This is a genomic window from Citrobacter sp. XY323, from assembly GCF_025106035.1.
Taxonomy (GTDB): Bacteria; Pseudomonadota; Gammaproteobacteria; order Enterobacterales; family Enterobacteriaceae; genus Citrobacter; species Citrobacter braakii.
Map to the genome: position 1 here is coordinate 293,138 of NZ_JANYUK010000013.1, position 17,967 is coordinate 311,104.

A 17,967-nucleotide genomic window follows, 5' to 3' on the forward strand; every position below is an offset into this window, starting at 1 on the left:
GATCTTAACCTTTCATGTCCCGCAGACGGCGGCTCAGCCAGATTCCGTGGTGCGGTCGCTGACGCCATGCTACCGACGAAATGGTGTGCATGGTGTTCAGATGCCCCAGTATCCGTTGCAGATGCTGCTCAAGGGTGCTTAACGGACCGTGGGACAGCATCTCTGGCGCTTCGAGAATATTCACATCGCCTGAGCTTCCCGGTCCGTCATATTCCAGCCGCTGCTGACAGCGCTGGAGCGCAATTTCACAGGATTCCAGATACCGCTGCGCTAAATCCGGCGTCAGCATTGTGTGTTCCCTTGCCAGTGTGGTCATCGCGTTGATGTGCTCGACGATGAACTGGCTGTGCGTGACCCACAGTTTCATGTCCGCCAGGTAGTGCGAGTTGAATCCTGGCTCCTGCATCGCCTGGTTCAGTGAGTTGAACAACGTGTTATGCGCCTGATTGACCCGCATGCGTTGGTACGCCAGCGGCGTGGCCTGCGGATCGTTGCTGAGGATCAGGCGAATGGCCTCCTGATCGGCTTCTAACGCATCATGGGCGTTCTTACGCAGCAGGCCGCTCTGCCACTGCGGCCACAGCCAGAGTGTACCGCCAAAGGCGATTAAGCAGCCAATAACCGTATCGACAAACCGCGGCACGATAAACTGTTCTCCGTTCAGCGTCAGCAGTTGCAGGGTGTATACCGCCGTGACCGTAAAACCGACGGTAGCCCAGCCGTAGTTTTTGCGCATGATCAGATAGCTACCCAGGGTAATCAGCAGCATGCCTGCCAGCGTGTAACCTTCCTGAATATGGAAGTGCAGGGTGACCCCGGCAATGACCAGTCCAACGAGCGTTCCTGCTGAACGGTGTAAAATACGTACCCGGGTTGCTCCGTAGCCATTTTGCGTGACGAACAGGATCGTCATCAAAATCCAGTAAGGCTTTGGCAGGTGTAAAGCGCTGCCCATCAGGCTGGCGATACTCAGCATGACGCTGATGCGTCCGGCATTACGCAGCGCCGGCGATTTCAACGACAGATAGTTTTTCAGGGCCGGGATCAGCGGCAACCGACGCTGCTTGTCTGCCATTAAATCTCGGGCGTACAGCGGTCGCTGGGTGCGTAGCACGCGGGCAATACGGCTGAAGTGCCAGTAGCAAAATTGTCCCACCGGATTGTCCGGATGCTGGTTGGCGATTTTCTCCAGCGTGCCAATCTGCTTGTCCATCGAGAAACGGGTCGGCAAGCGGTGATACAAAATATCATCGGCCAGTACCCGAAGGCGTTCGGCGACGGTGCGCGCATTCCAGCGAATCACCTGTTCGGCGTGGCTACGTTCGACCAGCTTTTGCACCTCTTCCGGCTGGTGGAGGCTGACGGAAATATGCTCCTGCAAGTCCAGTGCCTCCTGAAAGGCACGCAGCAGGCGCTTGTAATCGTTGTTGCGATGCGCCGACAGCATATGCATTTGCTGGTAGCACTGGGTAATCAGATCCACCGCTTTCTGCTGGCGAACCAGCAGGGGAGGTAGCGCTTTTTCCGGATCGGCATGCTGGGTCAGCAGGCTGTACTTGGCCTCACAGTAATCGGCTAATTCACGGTACAACAAGCTGAGCGATTCACGGAGCGGCTGCTCGCGCCACATCCAGAACCAGAACCAGTTGAACAGGCCGTACCATAACGTGCCCAGCGCATAGATCAGCAACGGTTCCCAGACGGGCATGTTCCCGACCAGGCTTAGCGTGAAAATCGCGGCGATAAGTGAGGCCGGTAACAGTCGGGCATGCAGAGGGCTTAGCTCGGCGGTTACGCCAAGAATCAGCGTCAGTCCGGTGAGGATAAGCGGCAGCGGTATGGCCTGTGCCAGCAGCAACTGCATGATCAGACTGCAACCGGCAAACAAAGACGCGCCAATAGCTAAACGTTTGAAAAAGCGCTTATGCGGGGTATCAAGACCAGCAATGTTGCAGCAGGCAGGGACCAGGGAGAAGAGGAGTCCCAGATGAAGCTGACCGATGATCAGACCAACAGCCACAGGTAAACATAGCACCAGCGTCTGCCGTAGTGCGTAGTTGATCTCTGGGTGGTATATCAGTCTTCGCCACATCGGTGTAAACAAAAGTGGCGCATCACTGAGTAACGCGCCACTTCGATGGGGTTAACGGGTGCCGTAGACGACGATGGTCTTACCGTGTGCGGAGATCAGGTTTTGATCTTCCAGCATCTTCAGAATACGACCAACGGTCTCACGGGAGCAGCCAACGATCTGGCCGATTTCCTGACGGGTGATTTTAATCTGCATGCCGTCCGGGTGGGTCATCGCATCAGGCTGTTTCGCCAGATTCAGCAGAGTCTGCGCGATACGACCCGTTACGTCGAGGAAGGCAAGGTTGCCGACTTTTTCAGACGTGACCTGCAGGCGACGAGCCATCTGTGAAGACAGGCGCATCAGAATATCCGGGTTGACCTGAATTAATTGGCGAAATTTTTTGTATGAAATTTCAGCGACTTCACATGCGGTTTTGGCACGTACCCAGGCGCTACGTTCCTGACCTTCTTCGAAGAGGCCTAATTCACCAATAAAATCGCCCTGATTCAGATAAGAAAGGATCATTTCTTTCCCTTCTTCATCTTTGATCAGCACTGCCACTGAGCCTTTAACGATGTAATACAACGTTTCCGCTTTTTCACCCTGGTGAATCAGCGTGCTCTTCGATGGGTACTTATGAATATGGCAATGAGACAAGAACCATTCGAGAGTCGGGTCTGTTTGCGGTTTGCCAAGCACCATGCGCGGTTATCCTCTGTTATAAGCTGTCTCCAGAGCCAGAAAACGACGCTGCCTCTGGGTTTGCAAAAATATGCTTCCCGCTACCTGGGAAAGGGGCTGTCAAAAATTAACTGCAGCCTGTAATGTGATGTCCTCTGCATACATGCAGTACGTCAATGTATTACTGTAGCATCCTGACTGTTTTAGCATAGCTTTCGCCGTGTGTCTCCTGGTGTCTCGCTTCAGCATGACGCAGGTCGCCTTCCGTTGCGAGAATTGTTATGTACGCGTAATCTGTCAGGAAAATTGAAACATTGGAGTTACGAAATATGCAAGCGCGTGTAAAGTGGGTTGAGGGGTTAACCTTCCTCGGTGAGTCCGCCTCTGGTCACCAAATTTTGATGGACGGTAACTCCGGTGATAAAGCGCCGAGCCCGATGGAAATGGTATTAATGGCTGCGGGCGGTTGCAGCGCAATTGATGTGGTTTCGATCCTGCAAAAAGGTCGTCAGGATGTGACCAACTGCGAAGTGAAACTGACCTCAGAGCGTCGTGATGAAGCGCCGCGCCTGTTTACCCACATTAACCTGCATTTCATCGTAACGGGTAACGATCTGAAAGATGCGTCCGTTTCGCGCGCAGTCGATCTCTCTGCGGAAAAATATTGCTCTGTGGCGCTGATGCTGGAAAAGGCGGTGAACATTACCCACTCCTATGAAGTGGTTGCTGCTTCTTGATGTCATGCCTGATGGCGTTTCACTTATCAGGCCTACAGGATATAAACGCGTAGGCCGGATAAGGCATAAGCCGCCATCCGGCAAAATAACACCTTACTCTATCTTTTTGCCTTCCATCAGTCGCTGGACCAGCGGCAGCATAATCAATTCCATCGCCAGACCCATTTTCCCGCCCGGAACAACCAACGTATTGATATGGGAAATGAATGATCCCTGCAGCATGGCCAGTAGCCACGGAAAGTCGATCCCTTCCAGGTTCCGAAAATGAATCACGACAAAGCTTTCATCCAGTGATGGAATACTTTTGGCGGCAAAGGGGTTGGAGGTATCAACGGTCGGTACGCGCTGGAAGTTAATATGCGTACGGGAAAACTGCGGCGTAATGTAATTGATGTAATCGTCCATTGAGCGCACCACTGAGTCCATCACCGCTTCGCGCGAGTGTCCCCGCTCGCTGGTATCGCGGGTCAGCTTCTGAATCCATTCCAGGTTCACGATCGGCACTACGCCAACCAGCAGATCGACATGCCGGGCCACGTTTTGCTGTGGGGTTACGACGCCGCCGTGCAGTCCTTCATAGAACAGGACATCCGTCGGTTCAGGCAGCGGCTGCCAGGGCGTAAATGTACCCGGAACCTGATTCCACGGTACGGCCTCATCGTAAGTGTGCAGATATTTTCGCGACTGACCTTTGCCCGTCTGGCCGTATTCGATGAAGGTTTGCTCCAGCAGACCGAAGTCATTAGCTTCGGGGCCGAAATAGCTGATATGCCGCCCGGCATCGCGCGCTTTGCGAATCGCCATGTCCATTTCCGGACGGGTATAACGATGAAAACTGTCACCTTCCACCTCGGCGGCGCGCAGATTTAACTGCGCGAAAATTTTACGAAACGCGAGGCTGGTGGTGGTGGTCCCCGCGCCGCTGGACCCTGTTACCGCAATCACCGGATGTTTGGCAGACATAACAACTCCATGAATAGGTTGAATTTTTATTATAGTCGGCCGTCGGCTACGGATTACTCGTGAATCTGCTTCCTCGGCATAATGTTGACCGTTTCATGCAGTTCGGACCATACCAGCACGGCTTCACCAGATTGGAGTTGGCGTTTGACGTCGGCGACTTTTTGTTCGAGCGAGCGTTCATGTTCACCATAATCGGTGCCTTCGCGCAAGACAAAGCTTTCAATCAGATTGTCCAGCGCGTCCGGGGAGATGTCTTGCCAGGGGATGATCATGATGATGCCTCCAGATACGTTGTCAGCCAGTCCGGGATTCTGGATTCCAGCCACATCTCAGGACGGCGCACCGTACCGCCAATGAATCCGACGTGGCCGCCGTGTTCCGTCAGTTGATACTCTACCTGTGAGGGCAGATTTTCCGGTTTAGGGATCACGTGATGATCCATAAACGGATCGTCCTTGGCATGGATAATCAGCGTGGGTTTGGCGATCTGGTTGAGCAACGGCATAGCGCTACACTGACGGTAATAGTCTATAGCATCGGCGAAACCGTGGATTTTTGCGGTGATCAGATCGTCAAAATCGCGAATGCGACGTAGAGATTTCAACTGGCCCAGACTCACCGGCAGCGAGCCTGGATATGCCTCTAGCTTGCGCGAGGCATTGGCTTTCAACAGGTTTAGCAGGTAGCGCTGATAGACCCGGGAGAATCCCTTGTCCATATGGTAACTACAGGCTTCCAGCACGAAAGGCGCGGAAACGATAACCGCGGCATCAATTGGAATCTCAGTACCTTCTTTTGCCAGCAGGCAGGCCAGCATGTTTCCACCGAGCGAATAGCCTACCGCCGCGGTCGGCACGCGACCGAACTCACGTGCCAGCCAGTGTAAAAACCAGGTGCCATCTTCTGTTTCACCGGAGTGATAAATACGGTTCAGACGATTGGGTTCGCCGCTGCAGCCGCGAAAATGCATCACCACGCCCAGCCAGCCGCGCTTTTGCGCTGCTTCAATCAGGCCATGTGCGTACGGGCTGTTCAGACTGCCTTCCAGACCGTGAAAAACCACCAGGCGCGGTTTGTGTTTCGCCTGTTGCGGATCTTCACTCCATGCCAGATCGACAAAATCACCGTCGGGCAATTCCAGACGCTGCCAGTGGGCGTCGAACTTCACCTTGCGGCGAATTAAACGCGGCAGCATCGTCTGCAGATGGCGGTTACTGATACCGCGCATCGGGCGGAATTCTCGCGAATCGTCGGTAGGTGGAGTTATTTCTGTGGACGTGATTTCAACCATAACACCAGAGCAATTAATAATCGGAAAGAATAACTATACCGCGCACAGCGCGTGCGGGTTAGCCAATATGTGATTTTGTCGCGAGTCAGTCAGCAGGCAATCATCGGCTATAGTGCCGGATGGCGGCTTCGCCTTATCCGGCACTCATGATTACTCGGCCAGCATCTGCTCAAGCTGTTCCTGAGCCTCCAGCCAGGCCATTTCGCACTCTTCCAGTCCGGATTTCGCACTGGCCTGCTGCTGCAAGCATGCCGTGAGTTCGGCTTTGCGGCTTTGGTCGTACAGCTCGCTATCGCCGAGTTTTTCTTCCGCCTGTGCCAGCTGTGCGTGCAGTTTCTCCATCTCTTTTTCCAGACGGGTAATCTCTTTACGTAGCGGTTGCGTCAGGGTGCGTAGTTCAGCTTCGCGACGCTTCTGGTCTTTACGTGCCTGGGCGCTGTTAACGCTCTCTTTTGCCGGTTCGTCGCTCTGGTTTTCCTGTTTTTGCACATCGCTCAGCCACTGCTGATAATCCTCAAGATCGCCATCAAACGGCTCGACTTTCTTGTCGTGCACCAGATAGAGGTCATCGGTAGTGGAGCGAATCAGGTGACGGTCGTGCGAGACTACAACCAGCGCGCCTTCGAAATCGATCAGCGCTTCGGTCAGCGCCTGACGCATATCCAAATCCAGGTGGTTGGTCGGTTCATCAAGCAGCAGCAGGTTCGGGCGCTGCCAGACGATCAATGCCAGCACCAGACGCGCTTTTTCACCACCGGAGAAGCGGCGAGTCTCTTCGCTGACTTTATCGCCCTGGAAGCCGAATCCGCCGAGGTAGTCTCGCAGTTTCTGCTCCAGCTCCTGCGGCGCCATGCGCGCCAGGTGCTGAATAGGTGATTCATCGGCGCGTAAAAACTCCAGCTGGTGCTGTGCGAAGTAACCCAGCTTGATGCCTTTTGCCAGGCCAATCTCGCCGCTGATGGGGGCCAGTTCGCCGGCCAGCAGCTTAATCAACGTAGATTTACCCGCGCCGTTGCGTCCGAGCAGGCCGATGCGAGACCCCGGTACCAGATTCAGTTTGATCGAATCGAGAATGACGCGGTCGCCGTAGCCGGCGCTGACCTTTTCCATCTTTAACAGCGGGTTCGGCAGGCTTTCCGGCTCGCGGAAGCTGAAGTGGAACGGGTTGTCCACGTGCGCAGGGGCAATCAGCTCCATGCGTTCCAGCATTTTGATACGGCTCTGCGCCTGCTTTGCTTTGGTGGCTTTAGCGCGGAAACGATCGATATAGCTTTGCAGATGCGCCACGCGCTCCTGCTGGCTTTCGTACATTGCCTGTTGCTGTGCGAGGCGGGTCGCTCGCTGGATTTCAAACGCGCTGTAGTTGCCGGTGTACTCGAACATCGTTTGCTGTTCGATATGAATAATTTTATCCACCACCGGGTCGAGGAAGTCGCGGTCGTGGGAGATCAAAATCAGCGTGCCCTGATAGCTTTTCAGCCATCTTTCCAGCCAGATCACCGCGTCGAGATCGAGGTGGTTGGTCGGTTCATCGAGCAGCAGCAGGTCTGAACGGCAAATCAGCGCCTGAGCCAGGTTGAGACGCATACGCCAGCCACCGGAGAAATCGCTGACGGGACGTTCAAGCTGTTCGTTGGAGAAGCCGAGGCCATGCAGCAGGCTGGCGGCGCGTGAGCGCACAGTCCAGGCGTCGATGGCATCCAGCTTGCCATGGACGGTGGCAATGGCGTGTCCATCGTTACGTTCGTTGGCATCGTTCAACTGTGCTTCCAGTTGACGATACTCGCGGTCGCCGTCAATCACATACTCCAACGCCGGCTGTGGCAACGCAGGCGTTTCCTGATTAACCCACGCGAGCTGCCAGTTTCCCGGATAGGTAAATCCTCCGGCGTCGGCGCTAAGTTCATTTTTCAGCAATGCCAGCAGGGTAGATTTACCGCAGCCATTTTTACCTACCAGGCCAACTTTCTGCCCTGGATTAATGGTGGCCGTGGCATTTTCCAGCAGGACGCGCACGCCGCGACGAATTTGTAACGATGAGAAAACAATCATAAGGCGCCGTATGTTCAGACTATGTTAATTTATCATTATGATAATGTAATGTGTGGGCCATTTGCCGCACCGAGGCGCAATGGTAGCCCAAAACGTCGAAAATAGACAAAAGACAAAACCGGGAGGGGGATGATGTTCCAGCCAGCGAAAGTCTTGCTGCTGTATGCCCATCCGGAATCTCAGGACTCGGTCGCGAACCGGGTACTGCTTAAACCGGCCATGCAGCTCAGCAATGTTACCGTGCGCGACCTGTACGCGCACTATCCTGACTTTTTTATCGACATTCCGCATGAGCAGGCGCTGCTGCGCGAGCATGATGTGATTGTTTTTCAGCATCCGCTCTACACCTATAGCTGCCCGGCGTTGTTAAAGGAGTGGCTTGACCGCGTACTGAGCCGAGGATTTGCCAGCGGCCCCGGGGGGAATCAACTGGCGGGAAAGTACTGGCGGAGCGTTATCACTACCGGAGAGCCGGAAAGCGCCTACCGCTATGACGCGCTAAACCGTTATCCAATGAGCGATGTACTGCGCCCTTTTGAGCTAACGGCCGGTATGTGCCGCATGCACTGGATGAGCCCTATCATTGTCTACTGGGCCAGACGGCAAACGAAGCAGGAGCTGGACAGCCATGCGAAAGCGTATGGTGACTGGCTGACGAATCCGATCCCTGTGGGAGGCCGCTGATGGAAGGTTCTGATTTATTGACAGCCGGCGTGTTGTTCCTCTTCGCGGCGGTGGCTGCCGTTCCTCTGGCCTCAAAACTGGGTATCGGTCCGGTGCTGGGTTACTTGCTGGCGGGGATTGCTATTGGCCCATGGGGATTAGGGTTCATCAGCGACGTGGATGAAATCTTACACTTTTCCGAACTGGGCGTAGTTTTTCTGATGTTCATCATTGGGCTGGAACTTAATCCAGCCAAACTGTGGCAATTGCGGCGTTCAATTTTTGGCGTCGGCGCCGCGCAGGTGATGCTAAGTGCGGTCGTGCTGGCAGGGCTACTGATGCTTACAGCGTTCTCCTGGCAGGCGGCAGTGGTTGGCGGCATTGGTCTGGCGATGTCATCGACCGCTATGGCGCTACAGTTGATGCGCGAAAAAGGCATGAATCGCAGTGAATCCGGACAACTGGGCTTTTCGGTGCTGCTATTTCAGGATCTGGCGGTGATCCCCGCGTTGGCGCTGGTTCCGCTGCTGGCGGGGTCTGCTGACGAACATTTTGACTGGATCAAAGTGGGGATGAAGGTGCTGGCCTTTGCCGGCATGCTGATAGGTGGGCGTTATTTGCTGCGTCCGGTTTTCCGCTTTATTGCGGATTCTGGCGTGCGGGAAGTGTTCACCGCCGCCACGCTGCTGTTAGTGTTGGGTTCTGCTTTATTTATGGATGCGCTGGGTCTGTCGATGGCGCTGGGGACCTTTATCGCGGGCGTTCTGCTGGCGGAAAGCGAATACCGACATGAGCTGGAAACGGCAATCGATCCGTTTAAAGGCCTGTTGCTTGGCCTGTTTTTTATCTCCGTAGGTATGTCGCTTAACCTTGGCGTGCTCTATACCCATATTTTGTGGGTGGCGGCGAGCGTGATAGTGCTGGTGGTCGTAAAAATGCTGGTGCTGTATGTACTGGCGCGTCTTAACGGCATGAGAAGCTCAGAACGGATGCAGTTTGCCGGGGTTTTAAGTCAGGGCGGTGAATTCGCTTTCGTGCTGTTTTCAACGGCCTCTTCCCAACGGCTGTTCCAGGGTGACCAAATGGCGCTGTTGTTGGTGACCGTCACGCTGTCGATGATGACCACGCCGCTGGTGATGAAGTTGATTGATAAATGGCTCTCCCGCCAGTTTAACGGCACGGATGAAGAAGATGAAAAACCCTGGGTGGAAGATGATAAACCGCAGGTGATTGTGGTGGGTTTCGGGCGCTTTGGTCAGGTTATTGGTCGTCTGTTGATGGCCAATAAAATGCGTATTACCGTCCTGGAAAGAGATATCAGCGCAGTGAATCTAATGCGCAAATATGGCTATAAGGTCTATTACGGTGATGCCACGCAGGTGGATCTGTTGCGTTCCGCGGGTGCAGAAGCCGCACAGTCTATTGTTATTACCTGTAATGAACCTGAAGACACTATGAAGCTGGTGGAGCTGTGCCAACAGTATTTTCCGCATTTGCATATTCTTGCGCGTGCGCGCGGACGTGTAGAGGCGCATGAGTTATTACAGGCTGGTGTGACGCAGTTTTCCCGCGAAACGTTTTCCAGTGCGCTGGAGTTAGGGCGAAAAACGCTGGTTACGCTAGGGATGCATCCGCACCAGGCTCAGCGCGCTCAGCTGCATTTTCGGCGGCTGGATATGCGCATGTTGCGGGAACTGATCCCCATGCACACGGATACGGTACAAATCTCCCGAGCCAGGGAAGCCCGGCGCGAGCTTGAGGAGATTTTCCAACGAGAGATGCAGCAAGAGCGACGTCAGCTGGATGGTTGGGATGAATTTCAGTAGAGGTAACCATGGCAATTCGTAAACGTTTTATCGCAGGCGCAAAATGTCCGTCCTGCCAGGCGCAGGATACGCTGGCGATGTGGCGCGAAAATAATATCGATATTGTTGAGTGTGTTAAGTGCGGTCATCAGATGCGGGAAGCCGATAAAGAGGCGCGCGAGCACGTTCGCAAAGAAGAGCAAGTGATCGGGATTTTTCATCCGGACTAGCGATATGGCGCAGCTTTTTTTAAGCTAGAGGGTACACGGGTGCAGAATTCCGCTACAATCTGCGCCACTATTCTTTCCATGCTCAGGAGATATCATGAAAGTAGCAAAGGACCTGGTGGTCAGCCTGGCCTATCAGGTACGTACAGAAGACGGTGTGTTGGTTGATGAGTCTCCGGTGAGTGCACCGCTGGACTACCTGCATGGTCACGGTTCCCTGATTTCTGGCCTGGAAACAGCGCTGGACGGTCATGAAGTTGGCGACAAATTCGATGTTGCTGTTGGCGCAAACGACGCATACGGTCAGTACGACGAAAACCTGGTGCAGCGCGTTCCTAAAGACGTCTTCATGGGCGTTGACGAACTGCAGGTTGGCATGCGTTTCCTGGCTGAAACTGACCAGGGGCCAGTACCGGTAGAAATTACCGAAGTGGAAGACGACCACGTGGTGGTTGACGGTAACCACATGCTGGCTGGCCAGAATCTGAAATTCAACGTAGAAGTTGTCGCTATCCGCGAAGCGACCGAAGAAGAGCTGGCTCACGGCCACGTTCACGGTGCGCACGGTCACGACCACGATCATGACCACGGTCATGACGGTTGCTGCGGTGGTCACGGTCACGACCATGGTCACGAGCACGGTGGCGAAGGCTGCTGCGGCGGTGGCGGTAAAGGTAACGGCGGCGGTTGCGGTTGCCACTAATCGTTATACGGCATAAAAAAAAGCGGGAATATCCCGCTTTTTTTATGTCTCAATAATGTGGCGGCGGGGTCTCTTCAGACTGCGACGCGATGTGGGACGGCTGCGTGGCCTTGAGCTTCTCCGTCAATAAACGCAGATGGTCGCGGAGTTTTGCCATTTCCAGTTCATGCGCGGTCACCGTCACGTTGAGCTCTTCAATGGTTATCTCCTGAAATGCCAGGCGACTTTCCAGTTCAGCCAGGCGAGTTTCCATTGTTGTATCCTGCATGATTCACCTCTTTCTTTTTTCTCCGGCAGATCGCGGACTGCGGCGAATTCTACTTAACTTTGCCTGTTTGCACAGCACTCAATCTTCGGTCACGAAACTAATTTAAACAAAAAGAGTCTGAAAAGTGGTGATAATAGGGCGTGCCCGTATGTTGATTTGTTCTGCAACGCTTTATAGTACATTTTTATGTTAGCTAACCTTGGGGTGAGATGCCCCGGCCCTGGAGATATGGATGAAATCACTGTTTAAAGTAACGCTGCTGGCGACCACAATGGCTGTTGCTCTGCATGCCCCGATCACCTTCGCTGCTGACGCTGCGAAACCAGCCGCTACTGCTGACAGCAAAGCAGCATTCAAGAATGACGACCAAAAAGCCGCTTACGCGCTGGGCGCGTCCCTGGGTCGTTATATGGAAAACTCTCTGAAAGAGCAGGAAAAACTGGGCATCAAACTGGATAAAGATCAGTTGATCGCTGGCGTTCAGGATGCGTTTGCAGACAAGAGCAAACTGTCTGACCAGGAAATCGAACAAACTCTGCAGGCGTTTGAAGCACGCGTGAAGAGCTCCGCTCAGGCGAAAATGGAAAAAGACGCGGCTGACAATGAAGCCAAAGGTAAAGTTTACCGCGAGAAATTTGCTAAAGAGAAGGGCGTTAAAACCTCTTCTACTGGTCTGGTCTATAAAGTAGAGAAAGAAGGTACCGGCGCTGCACCGAAAGATAGCGATACCGTGGTAGTCAACTACAAAGGTACACTGATTGATGGTAAAGAGTTTGATAACTCTTATACCCGCGGTGAGCCGCTCTCTTTCCGTCTTGACGGTGTTATCCCTGGCTGGACCGAAGGCCTGAAAAACATCAAGAAAGGCGGCAAAATCCAGCTGGTTATCCCGCCGGATCTGGCTTACGGCAAAACCGGCGTACCGGGCATTCCGGCTAACTCTACGCTGGTCTTTGATGTTGAACTGTTAGACATCAAACCGGCACCGAAAACCGATGCGCAGCCAGATGCTGCACCGGCAGCTAAAGCTGCGGACAGCAGCAAAAAGTAAGTAACCAGACACCGCCGCCCACAGGGCGGCGGTTTTTTATTATCGACAGGATATAATTAATACTGGAAAGCGCCTTGTGCGCTGTATTACTTTAGATGCCCCTATAATAGTGATGAGCCTGCCCTGACAACATAACGACAGGCTCCTGAAAAGGAGTGCTTTTTTTCATGTCCAGGTCGCTTTTAACCAACGAAACCAGTGAGCTAGATTTACTGGATCAACGTCCTTTCGATCAAACCGATTTCGATATCCTCAAATCCTACGAAGCGGTTGTGGACGGGTTGGCGATGCTCATTGGTTCCCATTGTGAAATCGTATTGCACTCTTTGCAGGATTTGAAATGCTCGGCCATCCGCATTGCTAACGGTGAACACACGGGCCGCAAAATTGGCTCGCCGATTACTGACCTTGCGTTGCGTATGCTGCATGATATGACGGGTGCGGATAGCAGCGTGTCGAAGTGTTACTTCACACGTGCGAAAAGCGGTGTCTTGATGAAGTCGGTGACGATTGCCATTCGCAACCGTGAGCATCGCGTGATTGGTCTGCTGTGCATCAACATGAACCTTGATGTTCCATTCTCGCAGATAATGAATACCTTTATCCCACCGGAAACCCCGGAAGTGGGTTCTGCCGTTAACTTCGCTTCTTCGGTGGAAGACCTGGTTACCCAAACGTTGGAGTTCACGATTGAAGAAGTGAATGCCGATCGTAATGTTTCCAACAATGCCAAGAATCGCCAGATTGTCCTGAATCTGTATGAGAAAGGTATCTTCGATATTAAAGATGCCATTAACCAGGTCGCCGATCGGCTGAACATCTCCAAGCACACGGTTTACCTCTATATTCGTCAGTTCAAAAGCGGCGATTTCCAGGGGCAAGACAAGTAATGCGTTTTGCCATTATGGTGACGGGGCCAGCTTATGGCACGCAGCAGGCGAGCAGCGCGTTGCAATTTGCTCATGCGTTACTCAAAGAAGGGCATGAGCTATGCAGCGTCTTTTTCTATCGTGAAGGTGTGTATAACGCCAACTTCCTGACTTCGCCCGCCAGTGATGAATATGATCTGGTGCGGGCCTGGCAACAGCTGAACCAGCAGCATGGCGTGACGCTGAATATCTGCGTAGCTGCGGCGTTGCGTCGCGGCGTCGTTGATGAAACAGAAGCGAAGCGACTGGGACTGGCAGGGGCTAATTTACAATCAGGTTTTAACCTCAGCGGGCTGGGTTCGCTGGCTGAGGCATCCCTGACCTGCGATCGCGTGGTGCAGTTTTAATGAAACGTGTTGCTTTTGTCTTTTCTACCGTGCCGCATGGCAGTTCGTCTGGCCGCGAAGGGTTAGATGCCTTACTGGCGACATCGGCATTAACGGAAGACCTCGGCGTATTCTTTATCGGCGATGGCGTTTTTCAAATCCTCCAGGGACAACAGCCGGATGTCGTGCTGGCTCGCGACTATATCGCAACCTTCAAGCTGTTAGGGTTGTACGATATCGATCAATGTTGGCTTTGTGCCGCCTCATTACGCGAGCGGGGCCTCCAGCAGGGGGATAATTTTGTGGTCGATGCGACAGCGTTGGAACCGGAAGATTTACGCCGTGAGCTAGGCAACTATGACGTCATTTTAAGGTTTTGAGATACTCATGCTGCACACATTACATCGTTCCGCGTGGCTTACCGATTTCTCCTCTCTTCTTCGCCTGATTGGTAAAGACGATGAACTTTTATTGCTTCAGGATGGCGTGACCGCGGCAATAGAAGGAAGCCGTTTCCTTGAAAGTCTGCAAAATGCCTCCATTAAGGTCTATGTACTGGAAGAAGACATTAAAGCTCGCGGCTTAGGTGGTCAAATTTCAGACAGTGTCGTCAGGGTTAGCTATACTGACTTCGTCAGACTTACGGTGAAGCATCCCAGCCAGATGTCCTGGTAATTGTGGGATCGTTGTATATTTCTTGACACCTTTTCGACACCGACCTAAAATTCTGCGTCCTCATATTGTATGAGGTCGTTTTATTACGTGTTTACGAAGCGAAAGCTACAACCAGGAGCTATTTAATGGCAACAGTTAACCAGCTGGTACGCAAACCACGCGCACGCAAAGTTGCAAAGAGCAACGTGCCTGCACTGGAAGCATGCCCGCAGAAACGTGGCGTATGTACTCGTGTATATACTACCACTCCTAAAAAACCAAACTCCGCACTGCGTAAAGTATGCCGTGTGCGTTTGACTAACGGTTTTGAAGTGACTTCCTACATCGGTGGTGAAGGTCACAACCTGCAGGAGCACTCCGTGATCCTGATCCGTGGCGGTCGTGTAAAAGACCTCCCGGGTGTTCGTTACCACACCGTTCGCGGTGCGCTTGACTGCTCCGGCGTTAAAGACCGTAAGCAATCACGCTCCAAGTATGGCGTGAAACGTCCTAAGGCTTAATGGTTCTCCGTTAAGTAAGGCCAAACGTTTTATATTAATGTCAAACTAAACTCGTAGAGTTTTGGACAATCCTGAATTAACAACGGAGTATTCCCATGCCACGTCGTCGCGTCATTGGTCAGCGTAAAATTCTGCCGGATCCTAAGTTCGGATCAGAGCTGCTGGCTAAATTTGTAAATATCCTGATGGTAGATGGTAAAAAATCTACTGCAGAAACCATCGTATACAGCGCGCTGGAGACCCTGGCTCAGCGTTCTGGTAAAGATGGCCTGGAAGCTTTTGAAGTAGCCCTTGAAAACGTGCGTCCGACTGTCGAAGTTAAGTCTCGCCGCGTTGGTGGTTCTACTTATCAGGTTCCAGTTGAAGTCCGTCCGGTTCGCCGTAATGCCCTGGCAATGCGTTGGATCGTTGAAGCTGCTCGTAAACGCGGTGATAAATCCATGGCTCTGCGCCTGGCGAACGAACTTTCTGATGCTGCAGAAAACAAAGGTACTGCAGTTAAGAAACGTGAAGACGTTCACCGTATGGCAGAAGCCAACAAGGCGTTCGCACACTACCGTTGGTAATCCCTTCGGAGTTTTAGTCACCAGGCGGGCGCTTCTAGTAAGCAGCCCGCTTTGGGCTACTTAAATTGAACGCCTAAAAGATAAACGAGGAATCAAATGGCTCGTACAACACCCATCGCGCGCTACCGTAACATCGGTATCAGTGCGCACATCGACGCCGGTAAAACCACTACTACCGAACGTATTCTGTTCTACACCGGTGTAAACCATAAAATCGGTGAAGTTCATGACGGCGCAGCCACCATGGACTGGATGGAACAGGAGCAGGAGCGTGGTATTACTATCACCTCCGCAGCGACTACTGCATTCTGGTCTGGTATGGCTAAGCAGTATGAACCGCATCGCGTAAACATCATCGACACCCCGGGGCACGTTGACTTCACTATCGAAGTAGAACGTTCCATGCGTGTGCTTGATGGTGCAGTAATGGTTTACTGCGCAGTTGGTGGTGTTCAGCCTCAGTCTGAAACCGTATGGCGTCAGGCAAACAAATATAAAGTTCCACGCATTGCGTTCGTTAACAAAATGGACCGTATGGGTGCGAACTTCCTGAAAGTTGTTGGTCAGATCAAAACCCGTCTGGGCGCGAACCCTGTTCCGCTGCAGTTGGCGATTGGCGCTGAAGAAGCGTTCACCGGTGTTGTTGACCTGGTGAAAATGAAAGCCATCAACTGGAACGAAGAAGATGCAGGCGTAACCTTCACTTATGAAGATATCCCGGCTGACATGCAGGAACTGGCTGAAGAATGGCACCAGAACCTGATCGAGTCCGCTGCGGAAGCTTCAGAAGAGCTGATGGAGAAATACCTGGGTGGTGAAGAACTGACTGAAGAAGAGATCAAAAAAGCTCTGCGTCAGCGCGTTCTGAACAACGAAATCATCCTGGTAACCTGTGGTTCTGCGTTCAAGAACAAAGGTGTTCAGGCGATGCTGGATGCGGTAATTGATTACCTGCCATCCCCAGTCGACGTACCTGCGATCAACGGTATTCTGGACGACGGTAAAGATACTCCGGCTGAGCGTCATGCTAGCGATGAAGAGCCGTTTGCTGCTCTGGCATTCAAAATCGCTACCGACCCGTTCGTGGGTAACCTGACCTTCTTCCGCGTGTACTCTGGTGTGGTTAACTCCGGTGACACCATCCTGAACTCAGTGAAAACTGCACGCGAGCGTTTTGGCCGTATCGTACAGATGCACGCTAACAAACGTGAAGAGATCAAAGAAGTTCGCGCGGGCGATATCGCTGCTGCTATCGGTCTGAAAGACGTGACCACTGGTGACACTCTGTGTGACCCGGATCACCCGATCATTCTGGAGCGTATGGAATTCCCTGAGCCGGTAATCTCCATCGCGGTAGAACCGAAAACCAAAGCTGACCAGGAAAAAATGGGTCTGGCTCTGGGCCGTCTGGCTAAAGAAGACCCGTCATTCCGCGTTTGGACTGACGAAGAATCTAACCAGACCATTATCGCCGGTATGGGTGAGCTGCACCTCGACATCATCGTTGACCGTATGAAGCGTGAATTCAACGTTGAAGCGAACGTCGGTAAACCTCAGGTTGCTTACCGTGAAGCGATTCGCGCGAAAGTTACCGATATCGAAGGTAAACACGCTAAGCAGTCTGGTGGTCGCGGTCAGTACGGTCATGTTGTTATCGACATGTACCCGCTGGAGCCGGGTTCAAACCCGAAAGGCTACGAGTTCATCAACGACATCAAAGGTGGTGTAATTCCTGGCGAATACATCCCGGCCGTTGATAAAGGCATCCAGGAACAGCTGAAATCTGGCCCGCTGGCTGGTTACCCGGTTGTTGATCTGGGCGTGCGTCTGCACTTCGGTTCTTACCATGACGTTGACTCCTCTGAGCTGGCGTTTAAACTGGCCGCTTCTATCGCCTTCAAAGATGGCTTTAAGAAAGCGAAACCAGTTCTGCTTGAGCCTATCATGAAGGTTGAAGTAGAGACTCCGGAAGAGAACACCGGTGACGTAATCGGTGACTTGAGCCGCCGTCGTGGTATGCTTCGTGGTCAGGAATCCAACGTCACTGGCGTTGTTATCCATGCTGAAGTTCCGCTGTCTGAAATGTTCGGATATGCAACCCAGCTGCGTTCTCTGACCAAAGGCCGTGCTTCTTACTCCATGGAGTTCCTGAAGTACGACGATGCGCCGAACAACGTTGCTCAGGCCGTTATTGAAGCCCGTGGTAAATAAGCCACAGGATTAAAACCTAAGTCCCGTGCTCTCTCCCCAGGGGAGAGCACTATAGTAAGGAATATAGCCGTGTCTAAAGAAAAATTTGAACGTACAAAACCGCACGTTAACGTCGGCACCATCGGCCACGTTGACCACGGTAAAACTACCCTGACCGCTGCAATCACCACCGTACTGGCTAAAACCTACGGCGGTGCTGCTCGTGCATTCGACCAGATCGATAACGCGCCGGAAGAAAAAGCTCG

The 17,967-nt window shown here is 52.9% G+C and carries 20 protein-coding genes and 1 pseudogene; 14 read left to right on the forward strand and 7 right to left on the reverse strand.

The genetic code is table 11. From position 1 onward, the window contains the following. Positions 1 to 4: 4 nt before the first annotated feature. Together N0B36_RS18780 and crp are read right to left on the reverse strand one after the other, a co-directional pair. Positions 5 to 2,092 (reverse strand): YccS/YhfK family putative transporter, encoded by a 2,088-nt coding sequence (locus tag N0B36_RS18780; RefSeq protein WP_016154774.1) that lies wholly within the window; start codon positions 2,090 to 2,092, stop codon positions 5 to 7. A gap of 51 nt (positions 2,093 to 2,143) precedes the next feature. Further along, on the reverse strand, positions 2,144 to 2,776 hold the full coding sequence (crp, locus tag N0B36_RS18785) for a cAMP-activated global transcriptional regulator CRP (RefSeq protein ID WP_000242758.1): 633 nt from the start codon (positions 2,774 to 2,776) through the stop codon (positions 2,144 to 2,146). Between the two features lie 308 nt (positions 2,777 to 3,084). On the opposite strand from crp, the gene N0B36_RS18790 reads away from it, so the two are divergent. Then, positions 3,085 to 3,492 (forward strand): OsmC family protein, encoded by a 408-nt coding sequence (locus N0B36_RS18790; protein WP_016154773.1) that lies wholly within the window; start codon positions 3,085 to 3,087, stop codon positions 3,490 to 3,492. Between the two features lie 93 nt (positions 3,493 to 3,585). On the opposite strand, the gene N0B36_RS18795 is transcribed toward N0B36_RS18790, so the two are convergent. The 4 genes and pseudogenes from N0B36_RS18795 to N0B36_RS18810 all read right to left on the reverse strand — a co-directional run bounded on the left by N0B36_RS18795 (position 3,586) and on the right by N0B36_RS18810 (position 7,798). Further along, a complete protein-coding gene (locus N0B36_RS18795; protein WP_003827751.1) occupies positions 3,586 to 4,455 on the reverse strand; it encodes a phosphoribulokinase in 870 nt (289 codons plus the stop codon). A gap of 53 nt (positions 4,456 to 4,508) precedes the next feature. Beyond that, positions 4,509 to 4,727, reverse strand: a complete 219-nt coding sequence (locus tag N0B36_RS18800) for a YheU family protein (protein WP_003023615.1) — start codon at positions 4,725 to 4,727, stop codon at positions 4,509 to 4,511. Beyond that, positions 4,724 to 5,792 (reverse strand): annotated as a pseudogene (locus N0B36_RS18805) (hydrolase). The gene N0B36_RS18800 and the pseudogene N0B36_RS18805 overlap by 4 nt, the downstream one beginning before the upstream one ends. A 104-nt stretch (positions 5,793 to 5,896) precedes the next feature. Then, the gene (locus N0B36_RS18810; protein WP_047358155.1) at positions 5,897 to 7,798 is read right to left on the reverse strand and encodes an ABC transporter ATP-binding protein; all 1,902 of its coding nucleotides are present in this window, start codon (positions 7,796 to 7,798) and stop codon (positions 5,897 to 5,899) included. 132 nt (positions 7,799 to 7,930) lie between these two features. Between N0B36_RS18810 and kefG the strand changes: the two genes are divergently transcribed. The 4 genes from kefG (at position 7,931) to slyD (ending at position 11,196) form a co-directional block, all read left to right on the forward strand. Next, a complete protein-coding gene (kefG, locus tag N0B36_RS18815; RefSeq protein WP_200080332.1) occupies positions 7,931 to 8,482 on the forward strand; it encodes a glutathione-regulated potassium-efflux system ancillary protein KefG in 552 nt (183 codons plus the stop codon). Then, entirely contained in the window at positions 8,482 to 10,287 is a 1,806-nt protein-coding gene (gene kefB, locus N0B36_RS18820; protein WP_259688808.1) for a glutathione-regulated potassium-efflux system protein KefB, read from the forward strand. The genes kefG and kefB overlap by 1 nt, the downstream gene beginning before the upstream one ends. A gap of 8 nt (positions 10,288 to 10,295) precedes the next feature. Next, complete coding sequence (locus N0B36_RS18825; RefSeq protein ID WP_016154768.1) at positions 10,296 to 10,496, forward strand: YheV family putative zinc ribbon protein; 201 nt, start codon at positions 10,296 to 10,298, stop codon at positions 10,494 to 10,496. Between the two features lie 94 nt (positions 10,497 to 10,590). After that, on the forward strand, positions 10,591 to 11,196 hold the full coding sequence (slyD, locus tag N0B36_RS18830; protein WP_003023634.1) for a peptidylprolyl isomerase: 606 nt from the start codon (positions 10,591 to 10,593) through the stop codon (positions 11,194 to 11,196). Positions 11,197 to 11,245: 49 nt separating this feature from the next. Here the strand turns inward: slyD and N0B36_RS18835 are convergent, their stop codons facing one another. After that, positions 11,246 to 11,464 (reverse strand): protein SlyX, encoded by a 219-nt coding sequence (locus tag N0B36_RS18835; protein WP_003023639.1) that lies wholly within the window; start codon positions 11,462 to 11,464, stop codon positions 11,246 to 11,248. Between the two features lie 232 nt (positions 11,465 to 11,696). On the opposite strand from N0B36_RS18835, the gene fkpA reads away from it, so the two are divergent. From fkpA to N0B36_RS18880, 9 genes are all read left to right on the forward strand, one after another. Then, the gene (gene fkpA, locus N0B36_RS18840; protein WP_200080271.1) at positions 11,697 to 12,515 is read left to right on the forward strand and encodes an FKBP-type peptidyl-prolyl cis-trans isomerase; all 819 of its coding nucleotides are present in this window, start codon (positions 11,697 to 11,699) and stop codon (positions 12,513 to 12,515) included. A gap of 167 nt (positions 12,516 to 12,682) precedes the next feature. Further along, positions 12,683 to 13,405 (forward strand): transcriptional regulator, encoded by a 723-nt coding sequence (locus tag N0B36_RS18845; protein WP_003023643.1) that lies wholly within the window; start codon positions 12,683 to 12,685, stop codon positions 13,403 to 13,405. Further along, positions 13,405 to 13,791 (forward strand): sulfurtransferase complex subunit TusD, encoded by a 387-nt coding sequence (tusD, locus tag N0B36_RS18850; RefSeq protein WP_016154766.1) that lies wholly within the window; start codon positions 13,405 to 13,407, stop codon positions 13,789 to 13,791. The genes N0B36_RS18845 and tusD overlap by 1 nt, the downstream gene beginning before the upstream one ends. Continuing rightward, positions 13,791 to 14,150, forward strand: a complete 360-nt coding sequence (gene tusC, locus N0B36_RS18855) for a sulfurtransferase complex subunit TusC (protein ID WP_016154765.1) — start codon at positions 13,791 to 13,793, stop codon at positions 14,148 to 14,150. The genes tusD and tusC overlap by 1 nt, the downstream gene beginning before the upstream one ends. Before the next feature lie 7 nt (positions 14,151 to 14,157). Beyond that, positions 14,158 to 14,445, forward strand: a complete 288-nt coding sequence (tusB, locus tag N0B36_RS18860) for a sulfurtransferase complex subunit TusB (RefSeq protein WP_016154764.1) — start codon at positions 14,158 to 14,160, stop codon at positions 14,443 to 14,445. A 125-nt stretch (positions 14,446 to 14,570) separates the two neighbouring features. Next, the gene (rpsL, locus tag N0B36_RS18865; RefSeq protein ID WP_003023654.1) at positions 14,571 to 14,945 is read left to right on the forward strand and encodes a 30S ribosomal protein S12; all 375 of its coding nucleotides are present in this window, start codon (positions 14,571 to 14,573) and stop codon (positions 14,943 to 14,945) included. 95 nt (positions 14,946 to 15,040) lie between these two features. Next, entirely contained in the window at positions 15,041 to 15,511 is a 471-nt protein-coding gene (gene rpsG / locus N0B36_RS18870; RefSeq protein ID WP_016154763.1) for a 30S ribosomal protein S7, read from the forward strand. A gap of 96 nt (positions 15,512 to 15,607) precedes the next feature. Continuing rightward, on the forward strand, positions 15,608 to 17,722 hold the full coding sequence (gene fusA, locus N0B36_RS18875; protein WP_016154762.1) for an elongation factor G: 2,115 nt from the start codon (positions 15,608 to 15,610) through the stop codon (positions 17,720 to 17,722). Positions 17,723 to 17,791: 69 nt separating this feature from the next. Continuing rightward, positions 17,792 to 17,967, forward strand: a 176-nt coding sequence (locus tag N0B36_RS18880) for a GTP-binding protein (RefSeq protein ID WP_000031655.1), incomplete at its 3' end; no start/stop codon positions are given.